Below are 20,239 nucleotides of genomic sequence, written 5' to 3' on the forward strand. Positions count from 1 at the left end.
TGCCATGCCATCAATTTTCATGGAAGAAAGAGCGCATCCGCAGGGGCAATCTCGCCGCAGCCGTCATGCTTGCCCGGCTATAATCTGCGGATGCAAAATCTCCTCCACAACCTCAATGCGGAACAGCTTGCCGCCGTTACGCTTCCCAACCAATCCGCACTGATTCTTGCCGGCGCCGGCTCCGGGAAAACCCGCGTGCTGACTACGCGCATCGCCTGGTTGATCCAGACCGGACAGGTATCGCCGGCGGGCGTGCTGGCGGTGACCTTCACCAACAAGGCGGCCAAGGAGATGATGTCGCGCTTGTCGGCAATGTTGCCGATCAATACGCGCGGCATGTGGATCGGCACCTTCCACGGCCTGTGCAACCGCCTGCTGCGCGCGCACTATCGCGACGCCGGCCTGCCGCAGACCTTCCAGATCCTCGATTCTGCCGACCAGCTCTCGGCCGTCAAGCGCTTGCTGAAATCGCTGAATGTCGACGATGAAAAATACCCGCCGCGCAACCTGATGTACTTCATCAACAATGCGAAGGAACAGGGCTTGCGCGCCAGGGATGTGGAGGCCAATGACGATTACAACCGCCGCTTCGTCGAGCTGTACGACGCCTACGACCAGCAGTGCCAGCGCGAGGGCGTGGTCGACTTCGCCGAGCTGCTGCTGCGCACCTATGAACTGATGTCGCGCAACCAGCCGCTGCGCGAACACTATCAGGCGCGCTTCAAGCACATCCTGGTGGACGAGTTCCAGGACACCAACAACCTGCAATACGCGTGGCTGAAGCTGATGGCCGGCGAGCACAACGCCGTCTTCGCGGTGGGCGACGACGACCAGAGCATTTACGCCTTCCGCGGCGCCAACGTCGGCAACATGGCCGCCTTCGAGCGCGAGTTCCGCGTGCAGAACCTGATCAAGCTGGAACAGAACTACCGCTCGCACGGCCACATCCTCGACGCCGCGAACATCCTGATCGCCAACAACAGCCGGCGCCTCGGCAAGAACCTGCGTACCGATGCCGGACACGGCGAACAGGTGCGCGTGTACGAAGCCAGCAGCGACATCCAGGAAGCGCAATGGGTGATCGAAGAGGCAAAGAGCCTGATCAACGAAGGCGCCTCGCGCAGCGAGATCGCCATCCTGTATCGCTCCAATGCACAGTCGCGCGTGATTGAGCACGCCTTGTTCACGGCCGGGATTCCCTATCGCGTCTATGGCGGCCAGCGCTTCTTCGAACGCGCGGAAATCAAGCACGCGATCGCCTACCTGCAGCTAATGGACAACCCGCACAATGATTCCGCCTTCCTGCGGGTGGTGAACTTTCCCGCGCGCGGCATCGGCGCGCGCTCGATCGAACAGCTGCAGGATGCAGCGCGCCAGTACGGCATCTCGCTCTACGCGGCGGTGCCCTATGTGACCGGCAAGGCAGGCACTTCGCTCGGCGGCTTCGTGAAGCTGGTCGAAGGCATGCGCTTCGAGACGCAGAACCTGCCCCTGCAGGAAATGGTGCAGGTGATGCTCGACATGAGCACACTGGTGGCCCACTACCGGACGGAAAAGGAAGGCGCCGACCGCATCGAGAACCTGGAGCAGCTGGTCAGCGCGGCAATGCTGTTCGTGTCGGAGGAAGGCTTCGGCATCGACCAGCCGGCCCTGCTCGGACCGAAGACCCAGGCGTCCGCCGGCGTGCCGCTGCCCAACGGCAATGAAGTGCTGGATGCGGATGCGCCCCTGCCCACCGTCATGTCCCCGCTGTCGGCCTTCCTTTCGCATGCCTCGCTCGAAGCCGGCGACAACCAGGCGCAGGCGGGACAGGATGCGCTGCAGCTGATGACCGTGCATTCGGCCAAGGGCCTGGAATTCGACGCCGTATTCATCACCGGTTTGGAAGAGGGGTTGTTCCCGCACGAGAACAGTGCGCAGGAAGAGGGCGGCCTGGAAGAAGAACGCCGGCTGATGTACGTGGCCATTACGCGCGCCAAGAAGCGCCTCTACATGAGCTTCTCGCAGACGCGCATGCTGCACGGCCAGACGCGCTACAACATGAAATCCCGCTTCCTCGACGAATTGCCGGAAGAGACGCTCAAGTGGCTGTCGCCCAAGGTGCAGCCGCACTGGTTCGGCAGCAACCGCAAGTCGGCCTGGGACGAGGCGCCGGAGACGGGCGCCAACGTCATCGCGCAATCGTTCGCGCGCAAGGATGCCGGCTGGCGCGTCGGCGAAACGGTGGCGCACCTGAAGTTCGGGGAGGGCGTAATTGTCAACCTCGAAGGCAGCGGCACCACTATGCGCGCGCACATCAACTTCGGCCGCCACGGCATGAAGCTGCTTGACCTGAAGATTGCCAAGCTCGAGCGCGTGAACTGAGTTAGCGGGTTACTGGGCGAGGTCGAAGAATTTCATCGGATCCACGCGCCACTTCTCCGGCGGCTCGTGGCTCATGATCTTGTCGCCGCCGCCCATGCCGAGCGGTTTTGACAGGTCGATATCCACCGGCTTGATATAGGTGTTGGACCGGGTGCTGAAGAAGGCGCGCACTTTCGGCGCCAGCAGGTTGGTCTCGTGCGGTTCGATCACCACCCCGAGCCGACCGGATTCCAGCCGCACCAGCGTGCCGACCGGGTAAATGCCGACGCAGCGCATGAAGGCCTGCACATGCTGCGGATTGAAGTGGAACTTGCTCCACTCATAGATCTTGCGCAGCGCTTCCGCCGCCGACATTCCCTTGTGGTAGCAGCGGTCCGCCGTGATGGCGTCGTACACATCGACGATCGCCGCCATCTGGGCCAGGGTGCTGATGCTGTCGCCGGGCAGTTTGTCCGGATAGCCGCTGCCGTCCATGCGCTCATGGTGATGCAGCGTGATGTCCAGCGGCACCGCGCCGATGCCGGGCATTTTCGCAAGGATGTCGTAGCCGTCCTTCGGATGCTTGCGGATGACGTCGAATTCCGCGTCGGTGAGCCGGCCGGGCTTGTTCAGTATCTCGTCCGGGACCAGCGCCTTTCCCGTATCGTGCAGCAGGCCGCCCAGTCCTGCCTGTTGCGTCAGCCCGGCATCCATGCCCGCCGAGCGGCAGAAAGCGACGAGCAGCGTGCACACGCTGACCGAATGCAGGAAGGTGTAGTCGTCCTTGTTCTTGATGCGCAGCAGGCCCGTGAGCGCGCCCGGGTTGCGGAGGATGGATTCGGTGATGCTCTGCACGACCGGTTCGACCTGGTCGAGTTCGATCGCCTTGCCGAGGCGGGCGTCGTGCATGACGGTGCGCACAAGCTGGTGCGCCTGGTTCTTGATCTGCCTGGCGCGGTCGATTTCCTCGGCGAGCGACACGCGCGCGACCGCCGCGGGCTGGCGCGCGGCGATGGCCACCAGCTCCTTCTCCAGCGCGTCCTGCGCCTGCTCCGCGGTCGGCGCGTCGGCGACATCCAGCCCCTTGCCGGTATCAATGTACAGCTCGTGGATGCCGGCCTCGATCACTTTCCGGATCTCATCGTCGGACGTGATCATCAGCCGGTTGCGCATGAAGGGATGATCCATCCAGTGGCAGCTGAAGTCGTGCACGAACATGCCGACCTGCAGCTGGCGAACACTGATTTTCTTGATCATCCCGGCCTCCCCTGGGCGCCGGCCGCAGCGGCCGGAAGCGTCAGGAGAGTATAGGAGGTTTGTTGCCGGCGTGCAAAAACGCTTATTGTGGCAGGGACAGGGCGGGCCGGGATTCCGGGCGCCCGAAGATGTGGGTATAGGTGGGGTAAAACGAGCAGTACATGACGACGGTCAGCACCAGCGATACCGTCAGCAGCACCACCATCACCGCGAAGGCCTGGCCGACGATGAGGGCGACCAGGCTGCTCAGGACCGCCGGCAGGATGATGCCGATCAGTACCCAGGAAAGGCCATAGACAAGGAAGGCCATCCCCGAGCGCTTGACGGCGAAAAAGCTGTAGAAGATTGCCTTGCCGATGCTCATGTCCTGCCAGGCGATCAGGGGCGCCGCGTACCAGAACGCCATCAGGGCCGGTGTGTAGACGGCCGCCGACACCATCATCGCCAGCGAGAGGTCGGAGCCGCGGATGGTCTCGGTATCGAGGCGCTTCTGGCCCGACATGATTTCCCAGAACACGCCGCCGTCGACGATGGCCGAGGCCGCTACCGCGATCACCGCGGCAAGCAGGTACAGCACGCCCAGCTTCAGCAGCCGCTTGAATGCGGGAGAGCGGAATCCGGCCAGCAAGAGGTTGGGATACACCTTCTTGCCTTGCTCGATCTGCAGGCAGGCCTGCATGAAGGTCATCGAGAACACGGGAATGAGCACCAGCGGCAGTACCTGCCCGAGCAGGGGCAGGAAGCCGATGGCCATGATCAGGAACATGTAGGCCAGGAACAGCGTGGAGATTTCGGCCGGCTGCTTGCGGAACAGCGCGAACCCTTCCTTGACCCAGATCCAGCCGGCAATTGCGGGCATTTTTTCCATTGTCAGAATAATTCGGGAACCGGACTGTTGATGCGCTGGCGCAGGATCCGTTCAAAATGCGTCGGGTCGTGCGGCGTCAGCATCTCCGCTTCGCGCGGCAGGTAGAAGTCGTACAGGCGCGACAGCCAGAAGCGCAGCGCGCCCGCCTGCAGCATCGGGCGCCACGCGGCTTTCTCGGCAGGCGTGAAATGCCGCACGGCGTGGTAGGCGTCCAGCAAGGCGCGCACGCGCGCTTCGATCAGCGCGCCTGTCTGCAGGTCGATGCACCAGTCGTTGACCGTGACGGCGATGTCAAAGATCCATGTATCGCAGCCGGCAAAGTAGAAATCGAAGAAGCCGGTCAGGCGTTCGCCGTCGAACATGACGTTGTTGCGGAACAGGTCGGCATGCACCGGACCGCGCGGCAACTGATGGTAGATGGCCGAGGCGGCGAAGGCTTCCTGCGTGTGGATTTCGGCGCGCAACAGGTGCTGCGCGTCTTCCGGCAGGTAGGGCAGCACCACCGGCGTGGTTTCCCGCCACCAGTCCAGCCCGCGCAGGTTCGGCTGCTGCATCGGGAAGTCCTGGCCGGCCAGATGCATCCTGGCGAGCATGGTGCCGACCGCGGCGCAGTGCGCCGGCTGCGGGTCGAGCTGCGAGCTGCCTTCCAGCTTGGTCACGATGGCCGCGGGCTTGCCGTGCAGCGCGTGCAGGATGTCGCCGCGGCGGTTGGCGATCGGAGCCGGCACCAGCACGCCGCGGTCGGCGAGATGGCGCATCAGCTCCAGGTAGAACGGGAGTTGATCGAACGTCAGCTTCTCGAAGATCGTCAGGACATACTCGCCCGTTTCCGTCGTCAGGAAGAAATTGCTGTTTTCGATGCCGGACGAAATTCCCTTCACCGCGAGCGGTTTGCCGAGGGAGAACTGCGTGAGCCATTCGTTGAGGTCATCCAGGCTGACCGGGGTGAATACTGCCATGAGTCAATCGAGAAAAGGTCGGGGTCGGATATCGGATCGCATGCGGTGGGCAGCGGCTTATTTCTTCGCGGGCGGTGCAGGCGGCGGAACGTTCGCGGCTTCTTCTTGCTGTTCCTTCTCCTGACGGCTGAGGTCGAACTCCTTCACCAGCCATTGCGCAGGACGAATTGTATTACTCTGCAGGTCGCCGGGCTGCGCACTGCCGGCCTGGTCGTTCGGTTTTACAACATAGGTGCCGCCGCCACTTGTCACTTTCACCTCGGTCACCTTGCCGCCGGGGGCGCGCTTTTCCTCGATCCGGCTTTTCTGGTCCGGCTTGCGGATGGTGACGGCCGGTGCTTCGCCTTCTTCCAGTTTTTCGAGCTGGGGAGGTTGCTGGGCCGACGCCGCCTGTGTGATTGCCTGGAAGGCAATGGTAGCAATGGTAGCAATGGCGAAACGCCATGCCTGGGTTGTGCGCATGATAGATCGGGGTGTTGTTGAAATGCCTTGGCTCGGGTAATCGAGCCTTGGGGCAATATTCTAGCAAACCACCCCCGAGGCTCCTGTCACAGATACGCGCCGGGTTCCTTGCTGTCGTCGGACAGCAGTTCGTGATGTGCTTCGTAGAAGGAGAAGATCGCGTCCACCACATTGGCCGGTTCGTCGATCAGCTGGACCAGGTCGAGGTCCTGCGGAGCGATCATGCCGTTGCCGGCGAGGCTGGACTTGAACCAGTCCAGCAGGCCGCGCCAGAAGGTGGTACCGACCAGGATCACCGGGATGCGGCGCGACTTGCCCGTCTGGATCAGCGTCAGCACTTCGGTGAACTCGTCCAGCGTGCCGAAGCCGCCGGGCATGACCACATACGCATCGGCATACTTCACGAAGGCCACCTTGCGCGCGAAGAAATGGCGGAAGCTGATCGAAATGTCCTGCCAGGCATTGCTGGCCTGCTCGTGCGGCAGCTCGATGTTCAGGCCGACCGAGGATGACGCGCCTTCGAAGGCACCCTTGTTCGCGGCTTCCATGATGCCGGGACCGCCGCCCGAGATGACGGCAAGCCCGGCATCGGACAGCCGGCGCGCGATGTCGATCGTCTTCTGGTAGTACGGGTCGTCCGGCTTGATGCGGGCGGAGCCGAAGATCGACACCGCCGGACGCACTTCGGCGAGGCGTTCGGTCGACTCGATAAACTCTGCCATAATCGTGAGCATATGCCACGACTCGCGCGCCTTCTTCGCCGTTGCGCGATTGATGTCCGCGATCTGCCGCAGCCGCGGCACGTTTTTTCCCTTTGACACCATATGAACAAAACCCTGTTGTTAGTTGACGGCTCCAGCTATCTGTACCGTGCATTTCATGCAATGCCGGACCTGCGCAATGCGGAAGGGGCGCCCACCGGAGCGATCTACGGCATGATCAACATGCTGCGCAAGCTGCGCAACGACTACGCTGCAGCATACATCGCATGCGTGTTCGACGCAAAAGGAAAAACCTTCCGCGACGACCTCTATCCCGAGTACAAGGCACACCGTCCGCCGATGCCCGAAGACCTCGCGCGGCAGATCGAACCGATCCACGAAGCCGTGCGCGCGCTCGGCTGGCCGATCCTGATGGTGGAGGGCATCGAAGCCGACGATGTGATCGGCACGCTCGCGAAGCAGGCAGTCGAGCATGGCATGGAGGCGGTGATCTCGACCGGCGACAAGGACATGGCGCAGCTGGTGAACGAGCACGTCACCCTGATCAACACCATGACCAACGAAAAGCTCGACATCGCCGGCGTGAATGCCAAGTTCGGCGTGCCCCCCGAGCGCATCGTCGACTACCTGACGCTGATCGGCGACACCGTGGACAACGTGCCCGGCGTGGACAAGGTCGGTCCGAAGACGGCAGTGAAATGGCTTACCCAGTACGGCACGCTGGACAACATCGTCGCGCAGGCCGCAAGCATCGGCGGCGCGGTGGGCGAAAACCTGCGCCGCGCGCTCGACTGGCTGCCCCAGGCCCGCACCCTGCTGACCATCAAGGAAGATTGCGACCTCGCCAAGCACATGGTGTCGATTCCCGAATCGCTGGTCGCCAGGCCGATGGACAAGGAGGCGATGATCGACTTCTTCAAGCGCTACGGCTTCAAGACTTGGCTGCGCGAACTGGCGGGCGACGATGCTGTCGGCACGCGTCCGGCTGCCGCGCAGAGCGAGCCTCAGGGCAGCCTGTTCGAAGCGCCGCCGGCGCCCGAAACGAAGGAATACGAGACCGTGCTGACCGAAGCGCAGCTCGACCGCTGGATCGAGACCATCAACAGCGCCGCGCTGACCTCGCTCGACACCGAAACCACATCGCTCGATCCGATGCGCGCACAGCTCGTGGGCATCTCGTTGTCCTGCACGCCCGGGATCGCCGCCTACATCCCGGTCGCCCACCGCTACCAGGACGCGCCCGCGCAGCTCTCCTGCGACTATGTGCTGGAAAAGCTCCGGCCCTGGCTGGAAGATGCGGGCAAGCGCAAGGTCGGCCAGAACCTCAAGTACGACAGCCACGTCTTCGCCAACCATGGTGTCGCCCTGCGCGGCATCGAGCACGACACGCTGCTGCAGTCCTACGTGTTCGAATCGCACAAGAGCCATGACATGGACAGCATGGCGCTGCGCCACCTGAACCGCAAGACGATCACCTACGAGGAAGTGTGCGGCAAGGGCGCATCGCAGATCGGCTTCGACGAAGTGCCGATCGAACGCGCCACCGACTATGCGGCCGAGGATGCGGACATCACGCTGCAGCTGCACCAGGCGATGTGGCCGCGCGTGAACCAGGATGAAGGCTTGAAGTTCGTCTATGAAAAGATCGAGGTTCCCACCTCGGTCGTGCTGCAGAAGATCGAGCGCAACGGCGTGCTGATCGACACCGCGCTGTTGGCCACGCAGTCGCATGAGCTGGGCACGCGCATGCTGGAGATGGAGAAGCAGGCCTACGAGCTGGCAGGCCAGCCCTTCAACCTCAATTCGCCCAAGCAGATCTGCGAAATCTTCTTCGACAAGCTGCAATTGCCCGTCGTGAAGAAGACGCCTTCCGGCACGCCGTCTACCGACGAGGAAGTGCTGCAGAAGCTGGCGGAGAACTACCCGCTGCCGAAGATCCTGCTTGACTACCGCGGCCTGTCCAAACTGAAGTCCACTTATACCGACAAGCTGCCGAAGATGGTCAATCCCGCCACCGGCCGCGTGCACACCAATTATGCGCAGGCCGTCGCCGTCACCGGGCGGCTGGCATCGAACGATCCGAACCTGCAGAACATTCCGGTGCGCACCGCCGAGGGCCGCCGCATCCGCGAAGCCTTCATCGCGCCGCCGGGCAGCCTGATCGTATCGGCCGATTACTCGCAGATCGAGCTGCGGATCATGGCGCACATCTCGGGCGACGAGAACCTGCTGCGCGCCTTCGCCGAGGGCGAGGACATCCACCGCGCGACCGCCGCCGAGATCTTCGGCGTTGCACCCGGCGAGGTGAGCAGCGAACAGCGCCGCTACGCGAAAGTGATCAACTTCGGTCTGATCTACGGCATGAGCGCCTTCGGCCTTGCGGGCAACCTTGGCATCGAGCGCTCCGCCGCGCAGATGTATATCGACAAATACTTCCAGCGTTATCCGTCGGTGGCGCAGTACATGGCGGACACGCGCACCCAGGCCAAGGCCCACGGCTATGTGCAGACGGTGTTCGGCCGCCGGCTGTGGCTGGCCGAGATCAACTCGCCCAACGGGCCGCGCCGCCAGGCCGCCGAGCGCGCGGCCATCAACGCGCCGATGCAGGGAACGGCGGCCGATCTCATCAAGCTGTCGATGATCGCCGTGCAGGACTGGCTGGAAGCCGAGCGGCTGGAATCGAAGATGATCATGCAGGTGCACGACGAACTGGTGCTCGAAGTGCGCGAAGCCGAATTGTCGTATATTCAACAGAAGCTTCCGGAGCTGATGAGCAGCGTCGGCAAGCTCAAGGTGCCGCTGATTGCCGAGGTTGGCGTCGGGCGGAACTGGGAGGAGGCGCACTGAACACTTGTTGACATGACTCGGAGGATTGCCGTGCAGAACATGAAGGAAGATTTCGACAGTCTCGTAGCAAAAACCCCCCTGTCCGAAGGCGTGGACCGCCGCGGATTCCTGAAGACGGCATTCGGCACCGGTTTCGCCGCCGCCGTCCTGCCGGTCGCGGCGCAGACCATGATCAAGACCGATACGAACGGCTTGAAGGCGGGCGAGGTGAGCATCACCGTCAACGGCCAGAAGGTGCCGGTGTACCGCGCCCAGCCAGAAGGCAAGACCGGCTTGCCGGTGGTGCTGGTCGTCTCCGAAATCTTCGGCGTGCACGAGCATATCGCCGACGTCGCCCGCCGCTTCGCCAAGCTGGGTTACCTCGCGCTCGCGCCGGACCTGTTCGTCCGCCAGGGCGATCCGGCGAAGATGGCCTCGATCCCCGAGATCCAGAAGGAAATCATTGCCAAGGTGCCCGATGCGCAAGTCATGGCCGACCTCGATGCCTGCGTGGCCTGGGCCGGGGACAACGGCGGCAATGTCGACAAGCTGGGCATTACCGGCTTTTGCTGGGGCGGCCGCATTACCTGGCTTTATGCGGCGCATAACCCGAGGGTGAAGGCCGGCGTCGCGTGGTATGGCCGGCTGGTCGGCGACAAGACGGCGCTGACTCCTGCGCATCCGGTCGACATCGCCGGGAAGCTGAATGCGCCGGTGCTCGGCCTCTATGCCGGGAAGGATACCGGCATTCCGCTGGAGACCGTCGACAAGATGAAAGGCGAACTGAAGGGCAATGGCAATAACAAGTCGGAGTTTGTCGTCTATCCGAATGCCGGCCATGCCTTCCATGCCGACTATCGTCCGAGCTACCTCGAAGCGGACGCCAAGGATGCGTGGCAGCGCTGCCTTGCGTGGTTCAAGGCGAACGGGGTTGCCTGAGCGGCGCAATGCCGTTTACTTGAGGCTGCAAATACAGGAATCCAGCGGCGTTTGAGGCGCGAAGTAAGACACTGGATCCCGGCCTGCGCCGGGATGACGGGGAGAGTGGGGAGCGCGACTGAAGTCAGCCACCCGCATTCGAATGTGGCCGCACTGCCTTGACTGCCCGCGTGCGGGTAGAGACGGCACCACCTCCCGCCTCTCTTACCCCGTCATCCCGGCGAAGGCCGGGATCCAGCGGCGTTAAAGGCGCGAAGAAGGATGCTGGATCCCGACTTTCGTCGGAATGACGGTCGAGCGTATTGCATTCAACGCCGGGATTTTTCACCCGCTTTGCCCAATCGCAGTGCAGCCGTTTGCCGAAAAAGCTAGTCTGTGCTTTAATTTGCAACTTTGTTGCATTATTGCCGAGGCTCGAAATCGACACTCCGCTGTTTTCCATCCTGCTCGCCACGACGCTTGCCGGTGTCATCAGTATCACCGCGGCGGCGGCCTTTTCCTTTTCGCTGCTGTCGAAGGTGGTCGAGCGCATGGTTAGCCTGTCGGTCGGCATCCTGCTGTCGACTTCGCTGCTGCACGCGCTGCCGGAAGCCTTCGAGTCCGAGGCGGACGCGCATGCGCTGTTCGCGACCCTGCTGGCCGGCCTGCTCGGCTTTTTCCTGCTGGAGAAGACGGCCATCCTGCGCCATTCGCATCACTACGAAGGCGACGGCCACGGCCACGAGCATGGCCATGATGCCCATGAGGCGGGCAAGGCGGGGTGGATGATCCTGGTCGGCGACGGCCTGCACAATTTCACCGACGGCATTCTGATTGCCGCGGCCTTCCTCGCCGACCCTGGGCTCGGGCTGATCACCGCGCTGGCCATCGTCGCGCACGAGATCCCGCAGGAAATCGGCGACTTCATCGTGCTGCTCAACGCCGGATTCAGCCGCAAGCGCGCCTATGCCTACAACCTGCTGTGCAGCCTGATGGCGGTGATCGGCGGCGTCGTCGGTTATCTCGCGCTTGATGACGCGACGGAGTGGATTCCCTACGTGCTGGTCTTTGCGTCCTCGGGCTTCATCTATATCGCCGTGAGCGACCTGATGCCGCAGATGCAGCGCCGCGCCACCTTACGCGAGACGATTCCCCAGGTAGTGCTGATCGCGGTGGGCGTAGTCGTTGTCCTGTTCCTGACCGGACAGACGCACGGGCATTGAGGATTCAGTCCCCGGTCGCGACGGGCCGGGAGCGGTCCGCGCACCATTCGCTCCACGAGCCGGGATACAGCGCGGCGCCTTTCAGTCCGGCGATCTCCATCGCAAGCAGGTTGTGGCAGGCGGTGACGCCTGAGCCGCATTGCATGATGGTCTTCTCCGGCATCACTGACAGCGCCTCGAATTCCGCGCGCAGCTGTCCGGCCGGCTTGAAGCGGCCGTCTGCCTGCAGGTTGTCCTTGAAGAAGCGGTTCTTCGCACCCGGGATATGGCCGCCCACCGGATCGAGCGTTTCGTTCTCGCCGCGGAAACGGTCGGGCGCGCGCGCATCGACCACGGTGCTCACCGGATTGGCGAGGTTGGCCAGGACGTCTTCGACATTGACCATCGAAACGAGCGGGTAGTGCGGCTCCGCGTTGCCGCGTAACCGGGAGACCGGCGTGGCCGACAACGGCATGCCCAGCGCCTGCCAGGCCTGCAGGCCGCCATCCAGCACCGCCACGGCTTCATGTCCCGCCCAGCGCAGCATCCACCAGAGGCGCGCGGCAAACATGCCGCCGTGCGCGTCGTAGGCCACCACCTGCGTGCCGTGGTTGACGCCCCAGCGGCGCAGCGTCTCCACGAAGGCATTGCGTTCGGGGAGCGGATGCCGGCCGCGGAATTCGCCGCTCGGGCCGGCGCTCTTGTCGGACAGGTCCTGGTCGACATGGGCGAACTGTGCACCGGGGATGTGCCCGCTTTCATAGGCCATCCTCCCGGCGTCGGGTGCGGTCAGGTCGTGGCGGCAATCGAGCACCACCCAGTCGGCGTCCTGGACATGGCGCGCAAGGTCTTCGGCGGAAATCAATGTGGTGTAAGGCATGCTTCTCCCCTCTAGACTTCGGTCGCAATCGGGTCGTTCGCCTCCGCAACCGACTTGCCGGCGGACGGCGCCGCAGCTTTGCGGCTATTGTAATAGGTGGCGGCCAGGCCGCTGGCGAGGATGATGGAAATGCCGATCCAGCCCATCCAGTCCAATACATCGCCCCATATCAGGATACCCCAGATGCTCGAGAAGACGATTCCGGTGTACTGGAGGTTGGCGGTGACCAGCGTCTTGCCGAGCCGGTAGGCGCGCGTCATCGCCATCTGCGCGACGGTCGCGGTGACGCCGATCGACAGCAGCAGCGCGAGGCCTTGCGCGCTGTGCGCGCTCCAGGTGAAATCCTTCCCGCCCGGCGTCAGTCCCCCGAAGATGGCGCCGGCAATGCCGGCCAGCAGGCCGGTGACCGAGAAGTAGAAGACCACGCGATATTCGGGCTCGCCCATCTGGCCCAGTTTCTTCACCTGCAGGTAGGCGAGCGCCGACAGGAAGCCCGAACCCAGTCCGACCAGGCCGGGGAACCACTGCGACGCCTGGAAGGAAGGGCGCAGCAAGATCGTCACGCCGATGAAGCTGAAGGCGATCGCCGCGGCCAGCCCCCACTCGAAACGGTTCTGACCGCGCCACCATCCCACAGTAAAGAGGATGGCGGCAATCCAGATCGGCGACATGTAGTTGAGCGTCATGCCGGTCGCGATCGGCAGTTCCCCGATCGCGAAAAACCACATCCACAGTGCGACCACGCCGACGATGCCGCGCCATGCGTGATGCCAGGGTAGCGAAGTGCGGAAGGTGCCGCCGCGCACCGCAATCAGTCCGGCGAGGAAGACCGTGCCGACGAGGCCGCGATACATCACGATCTCGGCGATGGAGTAGGTCTGCGACGCGATCTTCACGCACACACCCATGATGGAAAAGACAAAGCTTGCAAACAACATCCAGAGCGACTGCATGGGATCGGATCGGCAGGTGGGGCTGCGGTACAGGGAAGCGGGAAAGCTCCCGATGATACGCCCAATTCGGGAAGCGGGCAGGGAGCTGGCGATGCCTTGCATCGCCAGCCTGAGGGAGGTTAAACGGAGAGGCGCGCGCGGTACCACTCGTGGAAGTGCTGCATGCCGTCTTCCATCGGCGACTGGTACGGGCCGACCTCGTTCTCGCCGCGGTCGAGCAGGATGCGGCGGCCGGCATCCATGCGGACACCGATCTCGTCATCCTCGATGCAGGTTTCCATGTAGGCGGCGCGCTCGGCCTCGACGAATTCGCGCTCGAACAGCACGATCTCTTCCGGATAGTAGAACTCCACCACGTTGGTGGTCTTCTGCGTGCCGTTCGGCCACACGGTCGATACCACCAGCACGTGCGGATACCACTCGACCATGATGTTCGGGTAGATCGTGAGCCAGATCGCGCCATAGGGCGGCACGGCGCCGTTGCGGAACTTCATTACCTGTTCCTGCCACTTGCGGTATTTCGGCGAGCCGAACTTGCTCAGGCCGCTGTTGATGCCCACGGTCTGCACACTGTAGTTGGCGCCGAACTCCCAGCGCAGGTCGTCGCAGGTGACGAAATTGCCCAGGCCCGGATGGAAGGGCTCGACGTGGTAATCCTCGAGGTAGACCTCGATGAAGGTCTTCCAGTTGTAGTCGCAGTCGTGGACTTCCACGTGGTCCAGCATGTAGCCGCTGAAGTCGAGGTCCTTGGTCACGCCGAGCTTGGCCATCATCGCCGGGACGTTGACGCCGTTCTGTTCGAACAGCAAACCGTTCCAGTTCTGCAGCGGCGTCTTCGACAGGTTCGAGCAGGGCGTCTCGCCGAAATGCGGCGCCCCGATCAGCTCGCCTTTCAGGTCGTAGGTCCAGCGGTGGAGCGGACAGACGATATTGGGGGCATTGCCCCGGCCATCGAGCATCTTGGCCTGGCGGTGGCGGCACACATTGGACAGCAGTTCGATGCCCTGCGGCCCGCGCACCAGCATGCGGCCCTCGTTTTCCCACGGCAGCGTGGCGTAATCGCCCGCGTTGGGCACCATCAGTTCATGGCCGACGTAGCGCGGGCCATGGTGAAACAATTGTTTGATTTCCTGCTGTAAAAGCGCGTCGTCGAAGTAGACGTTGACCGGAAGTTGCGCGTCGGAGCGCGCGAGCTTGGCGACAGTAGCCAGATCGGACATCCCCACCCCCAAATTAATTTGCACCAACCTAAGAGAGAAAGAATCCGCAAAAACCTGTATTCAAATAAGATGAAACGGAAATTTTGGACAGAACCCGGAATTATACCCCACCGGCCCCGCAAAACCCTGCCGTCAAATGTTCCTTTTGGCAAAAAAGATGGAAGGAAAGGATAGACAATCGGTTGAGATCGCTGCAATACACTTATTGCCGATCCTGAAGGACTAGCTTGCCATGGCCCGGACCGGGTGCCCGGTTCTTGTCGTCATCCGGATTGATCTTGCGCAGAAAGCGCGCATTTTCACGTCAATCGGGCCCTTCTTCGTTTCTGTGGCTCAACTGTGCGAGATGGTTTGTTCTAAAATATCGGGCTACACTTAAATTTTGTCCATCATGTCAAAGAAATCATCGCCAGAGGGCGAACCGGCGTCGTTCGAGGATGCGATGGCCGAGCTGGAGCAACTGGTCGCCCGGATGGAGGCCGGTGAACTGCCGCTGGAGGCCTCGGTGGCCGCCTACAAGCGCGGTTCCGAACTGGTCCGGTATTGCGCGGCACAGCTCGACAAGGTTGACAGCCAGGTGAAGGTGCTCGAGGGCGAGATGCTCAAACCCTTCACCACGGATACCGCGGCCGGGGCAGACGAAGAATGACAGCAACAAGAGCGTTCCCGGACTGGATGAAGGACGTCCAGTCTACGATGGAAGATGCGCTGGCCTCGTTCCTGCCGCCGGCGTCCCGGGTTCCGGCACGCCTGCACGAAGCCATGCGGTATGCGGCCCTCGACGGCGGCAAGCGCGTGCGTCCCCTGCTGGTATACGCGGCCGGCGAGCTGTTCGATGCCGATGCAGCGACGCTGGCGCGCGCCGGCGCCGCCGTGGAAATGATCCACGCCTACTCGCTGGTGCATGACGACATGCCCTGCATGGATGACGACGCCCTGCGCCGCGGCAAGCCGACGGTGCACGTCAAGTATGACGAAGCGACCGCGCTGCTCGTCGGCGACGCCCTGCAGTCCCAGGCATTCATCGTATTGTCGGAAGGCGAGACAGCCGACCCCGCGCGCAGGCTGGACATGCTGCGGCTGCTGGCACATGCATCCGGCTCGGCCGGCATGTGCGGCGGCCAGGCGATCGACCTTGGCAGCGTCGGCTTGTCGCTGTCGCTGGCCGAACTGGAAAACATGCACCGGCTCAAGACCGGCGCCCTGCTGCGCGTATCGGTGCTGCTGGGCGCGCTGGCGGGAAAGCGCCTGTCGGCGGAAGAGACCGCCTCGCTCGACGCCTATTCGGCGGCGATCGGACTGGCGTTCCAGGTCGTCGACGACGTGCTGGACGCGACCGCCGACTCCGCCACCCTCGGCAAGACGGCGGGCAAGGATGCGGCGGACAACAAGCCGACCTACGTATCCATCCTCGGGCTGGAAGAGTCCCGGGCGCTGGCAGACAAACTCCGGGATGACGCGCACCGCGCGCTCATGCCGTTTGGCGACAAGGCACGGCGGCTCCGCGACATCGCGGACCTGATCGTGCAACGGAAAGCATAGTATGGATGTGTTGAAGAACATCAACGGACCCGAAGACCTGCGCAAGTTGTCGCGCACGCAGCTCAAGCCCCTGGCGGATGAATTGCGCGCCTTCGTGCTGGATTCGGTGTCCAAGACAGGGGGGCACCTGTCGTCTAACCTCGGCACGGTCGAGCTGACGATTGCGTTGCATTACGTGTTCAATACGCCGGAAGACCGCATCGTGTGGGACGTGGGTCACCAGACCTATCCGCACAAGATCCTCACCGGGCGCCGCGACCAGATGCACACGCTGCGCCAGCTGAACGGCATCTCCGGCTTCCCGCGCCGCGACGAGAGCAAGTACGACACCTTCGGCACCGCCCATTCATCGACCTCGATTTCCGCCGCGCTCGGCATGGCGCTGGCCGCCCGGACCAAGGGCGAGAACCGGCATGCGATCGCCGTCATCGGCGACGGCGCGATGACCGCCGGCATGGCCTTCGAGGCGCTCAACAATGCCGGCGTCCACAACGACATCAACCTGCTGGTGATCCTGAACGACAACGACATGTCGATCTCGCCGCCGGTAGGTGCGCTCAACCGCTACCTCGCCCGTCTCATGTCGGGCAAGTTTTATGCGGCGGCCAAGAACGTCGGCAAGCAGGTCCTGCCCGGCCCGATGCTGGAGCTGGCCAAGCGCTTCGAAGAACATGCGAAGGGCATGGTGGTGCCCGCGACGATGTTCGAGGAATTCGGTTTCAACTACATCGGCCCCATTGATGGCCACGACCTCGAATCGCTGATCCCCACGCTGCAGAACCTGAAGAACCTGAAGGGCCCGCAGTTCCTGCACGTGGTGACCAGGAAGGGGCAGGGCTACAAGCTGGCCGAAGCCGACCCGGTCCTGTACCACGGCCCCGGCAAGTTCAACCCGGCCGAAGGCATCAAGCCGGCTGCGGCCAGCAAGGTCACCTATACCCAGGTGTTCGGCGACTGGCTGTGCGACATGGCGGCGCAGGACCAGAAACTGGTCGGCATCACGCCGGCCATGCGCGAAGGCTCCGGCATGGTGCAGTTCGAACAGCGCTTCCCCGGACGCTACTATGACGTAGGCATCGCCGAGCAGCATGCGGTCACGTTTGCGGCAGGCCTGGCATGCGAAGGCATGAAGCCGGTCGTCGCGATCTACTCGACCTTCCTGCAGCGTGCCTACGACCAGCTGATCCATGACGTCGCCCTGCAGAATCTCGATGTCACCTTTGCGCTCGACCGTGCCGGCCTGGTCGGTGCGGACGGCGCCACGCACGCGGGCAACTACGACATTGCCTACCTGCGCTGCATCCCGAACATGGTCGTCATGGCCGCATCCGACGAAAACGAGTGCCGCCACATGCTGTCGACCGCCTACCAGCACAAAGGCCCGGCGGCGGTGCGGTATCCGCGCGGCGCGGGCATCGGCGCGGCGATCGAGAAGGACTTGAAGACCATCCCATTGGGCAAGGGCGAGATCCGCCGCCAAGGCAAGGATGTCGCCATCCTCGCGTTCGGCACCATGCTGGCGCCCAGCCTCGGTGCGGCAGAGTCGCTCAATGCGACGGTGGCGAACATGCGCTTCATCAAGCCGCTGGACGTGGAACTGGTGAAGCAGCTGGCGCAAAGCCATGACGCGCTGGTCACGGTCGAGGAGGGCTGTGTGATGGGTGGCGCCGGCGCTGCGGTATCCGAGGCGCTGGCCGCGGCGGGTATCGTCAAGCCTGTCCTGCATCTCGGCCTGCCCGACAGGTTCATCGATCACGGCGATGCGGGACAACTGCTTGCCAGTGTCGGTCTCGATGCGAACGGCATCGCGGCAGCGATCCGCAAGCACTTCGACGCCGGCGAGCCGCGGCTGGTAGTGAACAATACCTGACCCCATCACTAGAGTGGGATCGTAGGGCGGGTAGAGCGGAGCGAAACCCGCCATGGCCGCATCTCGAGCGCACGGTGGGTTTCGCTGCGCTCTATCCACCCTACCGTCCTCTATCGATTCTCAAGGCGCGGTCATTCGACTTCGCGCTTGCGATCCTTCTCCCACAGCACATCGCTGCCGCCGGCAAAGCGGTTCAGCACGCGCGACAGCACGAACAGCAGGTCGGAGAGCCGGTTCAGGTATTGCCGCGGATTGGCATTGAGCGTCTCGCTGTTGCCCAGGGTGACGACGGCGCGCTCGGCCCTGCGGCAGATGGTGCGGCAGACATGGGCCAGCGCAGCGCCGCGCGATCCGGCCGGCAGGATGAAGTCCTTCAGCGGCGGCAGGTCGGCATTGTACTTTTCGAGCAGTGTGTCGAGCCGCGCAACATGCACATCCGTGATCAGCGTGTAGCCCGGGATGCACAGCTCGCCGCCCAGGTCGAACAGGTCGTGCTGGATCGATCCCAGTTCCTCGCGCAGGGACGGCGGCAGGTCCTCGCAGAGCAGCAGGCCGATATGGGAATTGAGTTCGTCCACATCGCCCATCGCATGCACGCGCAGGCTGTCCTTGCCCACGCGGCTGCCGTCGCCCAGCCCGGTCGTGCCGTTGTCGCCGGTGCGCGTCGCGATTTTCGAAAGTCGGTTGCCCATCTTGTTCCCCCCGAAGATGAAAACGCGAGCATACGGCAAAACAGCGCTTTCCGGTGGGAGTAGAATCGGGACAATACGAACAGACTTCCAATAACGGAGACAACATGAATCACCCCGTCCAGCCCGCCGGGCTCAGGAAGCCCTTGCCGGTCGAACTTCTGGCCGCCCTCGAAACCATTTTCGAAGACCGTGTTTCCACCTCGCAGGCCATGCGCGAGCATCACGGTCGGGACGAGTCGCCCTACGATCCCATGCCGCCCGACGCCGTCGTGTTCGCCCAGACGACCGAGGAAGTGGCGGAGGTGATCAAGCTCTGCAGCGCCCACGGCATCCCGGTGATTCCCTACGGCACCGGCACCTCGCTCGAAGGCCACATCCTCGCGCTGCAAGGCGGCGTGACCGTCGACCTGTCGCAGATGAACAAGGTACTCGCGGTGCATGCCGAAGACCAGACCGCCACCGTGCAGGCCGGCGTGACCCGCAAGCAACTCAACCAGGAAATCCGCGACACCGGCCTGTTCTTCCCGATCGACCCGGGTGCCGATGCATCGCTCGGGGGCATGACGGCGACACGCGCATCGGGCACGAACGCGGTGCGCTACGGCACCATGCGCGAGAACGTGCTCGCGCTCACCGTTGTCACCGCCGACGGCCGCATCATCAAGACCGGCACGCGGGCCAGGAAGTCCTCCGCCGGTTACGACCTCACGCGCATCTTCGTCGGCAGCGAAGGCACGCTCGGCATCGTCACCGAAGTGACGGTGCGGCTCTATCCCCAACCCGAGGCCGTATCCGCCGCGGTCTGTTCTTTCCCGAGCGCCGCGGCGGCGGTGAACACGGTCATCCAGACCATCCAGATGGGCGTGCCGGTCGCCCGCGTGGAATTTCTCGATGAAAACTGCGTGCGCGCCGTCAACGCCTACGACAAGATGAGCCTGCCCGAGAAACCCTTGCTGCTGTTTGAATTCCATGGCAGCGAGAACGCAGTGCAGGAACAGGCGCAAGTGGTGCAGGACATCGCCGCCGAGCACGAGGCGATCGCCTTCGAGTGGGCGGCGCGGCCGGAAGAGCGGACCCGCCTTTGGCATGCGCGCCACAACGCCTATTTCGCGATGCTCCAGATGCGCCCGGGCGCGCGTTCGGTCTCCACCGACTGCTGCGTGCCGATCTCCCGCCTCGCCGAATGCATCCTCGATACGCAGGCCGATTGTGAAAAAAATGACATGATCTACGGCATCGTGGGCCACGTCGGCGACGGTAATTTCCACGTGCTGATGATGGTCGATCCGCAAGACGCCGCAGACGTGGCCAAGGCGGAAGGCGTCAACCAGCGCATGGTGGCGCGTGCTCTCTCAATGGACGGGACCTGCACCGGCGAGCATGGCGTCGGAATGCACAAGATGGACTTCCTCGTGCAGGAACACGGGGAAGGGGCGATCGAGACAATGCGGGTGCTCAAGCATGCTTTTGACCCCAAAAACATATTGAACCCCGGTAAAATCATTCAATGGTGATGATCCAGCCC

At 63.3% G+C, this 20,239-nt stretch carries 17 protein-coding genes; 8 read left to right on the plus strand and 9 right to left on the minus strand.

The window, feature by feature from the left end:
* Positions 1–90 precede the first annotated feature (90 nt).
* Complete coding sequence (locus VFF99_RS16930) at positions 91–2,364, plus strand: UvrD-helicase domain-containing protein (RefSeq protein WP_325019952.1); 2,274 nt, start codon at positions 91–93, stop codon at positions 2,362–2,364.
* Between the two features lie 9 nt (positions 2,365–2,373).
* Here VFF99_RS16930 and VFF99_RS16935 read toward each other — a convergent pair whose 3' ends face one another.
* The 5 genes from VFF99_RS16935 to VFF99_RS16955 form a co-directional block, all read right to left on the minus strand.
* The gene (locus tag VFF99_RS16935; protein WP_325019954.1) at positions 2,374–3,600 is read right to left on the minus strand and encodes an HD-GYP domain-containing protein; all 1,227 of its coding nucleotides are present in this window, start codon (positions 3,598–3,600) and stop codon (positions 2,374–2,376) included.
* A gap of 82 nt (positions 3,601–3,682) precedes the next feature.
* Positions 3,683–4,468 (minus strand): BPSS1780 family membrane protein, encoded by a 786-nt coding sequence (locus VFF99_RS16940; protein WP_325019956.1) that lies wholly within the window; start codon positions 4,466–4,468, stop codon positions 3,683–3,685.
* Positions 4,469–4,470: 2 nt separating this feature from the next.
* A complete protein-coding gene (locus VFF99_RS16945) occupies positions 4,471–5,427 on the minus strand; it encodes a homoserine kinase (protein WP_325019958.1) in 957 nt (318 codons plus the stop codon).
* Between the two features lie 57 nt (positions 5,428–5,484).
* Positions 5,485–5,889, minus strand: a complete 405-nt coding sequence (locus VFF99_RS16950; protein WP_325019960.1) for a DUF2782 domain-containing protein — start codon at positions 5,887–5,889, stop codon at positions 5,485–5,487.
* Between the two features lie 86 nt (positions 5,890–5,975).
* Positions 5,976–6,713 (minus strand): TIGR00730 family Rossman fold protein, encoded by a 738-nt coding sequence (locus VFF99_RS16955; RefSeq protein ID WP_325019962.1) that lies wholly within the window; start codon positions 6,711–6,713, stop codon positions 5,976–5,978.
* Between VFF99_RS16955 and polA the strand changes: the two genes are divergently transcribed.
* The 3 genes from polA to VFF99_RS16970 all read left to right on the plus strand — a co-directional run bounded on the left by polA (position 6,714) and on the right by VFF99_RS16970 (position 11,578).
* Positions 6,714–9,458 carry a DNA polymerase I gene (gene polA / locus VFF99_RS16960; RefSeq protein ID WP_325019964.1) on the plus strand — a complete coding sequence of 915 codons (2,745 nt, stop codon included), beginning with the start codon at positions 6,714–6,716 and terminating at the stop codon, positions 9,456–9,458. It abuts the gene before it with no gap.
* A gap of 39 nt (positions 9,459–9,497) precedes the next feature.
* Positions 9,498–10,376, plus strand: coding sequence for a dienelactone hydrolase family protein (locus tag VFF99_RS16965; protein WP_414691553.1), 879 nt, complete (start codon positions 9,498–9,500; stop codon positions 10,374–10,376).
* Positions 10,377–10,819: 443 nt separating this feature from the next.
* Positions 10,820–11,578 carry a ZIP family metal transporter gene (locus VFF99_RS16970; protein ID WP_325020071.1) on the plus strand — a complete coding sequence of 253 codons (759 nt, stop codon included), beginning with the start codon at positions 10,820–10,822 and terminating at the stop codon, positions 11,576–11,578.
* 4 nt (positions 11,579–11,582) lie between these two features.
* Here the strand turns inward: VFF99_RS16970 and VFF99_RS16975 are convergent, their stop codons facing one another.
* The 3 genes from VFF99_RS16975 to VFF99_RS16985 form a co-directional block, all read right to left on the minus strand.
* Entirely contained in the window at positions 11,583–12,437 is an 855-nt protein-coding gene (locus VFF99_RS16975) for a sulfurtransferase (RefSeq protein ID WP_325019967.1), read from the minus strand.
* Between the two features lie 11 nt (positions 12,438–12,448).
* The gene (locus VFF99_RS16980; RefSeq protein ID WP_325019969.1) at positions 12,449–13,390 is read right to left on the minus strand and encodes a DMT family transporter; all 942 of its coding nucleotides are present in this window, start codon (positions 13,388–13,390) and stop codon (positions 12,449–12,451) included.
* 119 nt (positions 13,391–13,509) lie between these two features.
* Positions 13,510–14,610 carry an aromatic ring-hydroxylating dioxygenase subunit alpha gene (locus VFF99_RS16985; RefSeq protein ID WP_325019971.1) on the minus strand — a complete coding sequence of 367 codons (1,101 nt, stop codon included), beginning with the start codon at positions 14,608–14,610 and terminating at the stop codon, positions 13,510–13,512.
* Positions 14,611–15,001: 391 nt separating this feature from the next.
* Between VFF99_RS16985 and VFF99_RS16990 the strand changes: the two genes are divergently transcribed.
* From VFF99_RS16990 to dxs, 3 genes are read left to right on the plus strand one after another with little or no spacing between them, the layout of a single operon-like run.
* Positions 15,002–15,259 (plus strand): exodeoxyribonuclease VII small subunit, encoded by a 258-nt coding sequence (locus VFF99_RS16990; protein ID WP_325019973.1) that lies wholly within the window; start codon positions 15,002–15,004, stop codon positions 15,257–15,259.
* A complete protein-coding gene (locus tag VFF99_RS16995) occupies positions 15,256–16,152 on the plus strand; it encodes a farnesyl diphosphate synthase (RefSeq protein ID WP_325019975.1) in 897 nt (298 codons plus the stop codon). The genes VFF99_RS16990 and VFF99_RS16995 overlap by 4 nt, the downstream gene beginning before the upstream one ends.
* 1 nt (position 16,153) lies before the next feature.
* Positions 16,154–18,022, plus strand: a complete 1,869-nt coding sequence (dxs, locus tag VFF99_RS17000; RefSeq protein ID WP_325019977.1) for a 1-deoxy-D-xylulose-5-phosphate synthase — start codon at positions 16,154–16,156, stop codon at positions 18,020–18,022.
* Positions 18,023–18,153: 131 nt separating this feature from the next.
* On the opposite strand, the gene VFF99_RS17005 is transcribed toward dxs, so the two are convergent.
* Positions 18,154–18,714 (minus strand): cob(I)yrinic acid a,c-diamide adenosyltransferase, encoded by a 561-nt coding sequence (locus VFF99_RS17005; RefSeq protein ID WP_325019979.1) that lies wholly within the window; start codon positions 18,712–18,714, stop codon positions 18,154–18,156.
* A 104-nt stretch (positions 18,715–18,818) separates the two neighbouring features.
* On the opposite strand from VFF99_RS17005, the gene VFF99_RS17010 reads away from it, so the two are divergent.
* Positions 18,819–20,228: an FAD-binding oxidoreductase gene (locus VFF99_RS17010; RefSeq protein ID WP_325019981.1), complete on the plus strand. Its 1,410-nt coding sequence runs from the start codon at positions 18,819–18,821 to the stop codon at positions 20,226–20,228.
* The last annotated feature ends 11 nt before the right edge of the window (positions 20,229–20,239 follow it).

This window comes from Noviherbaspirillum sp. (assembly GCF_035654295.1).
GTDB lineage: Bacteria > Pseudomonadota > Gammaproteobacteria > Burkholderiales > Burkholderiaceae_D > Noviherbaspirillum.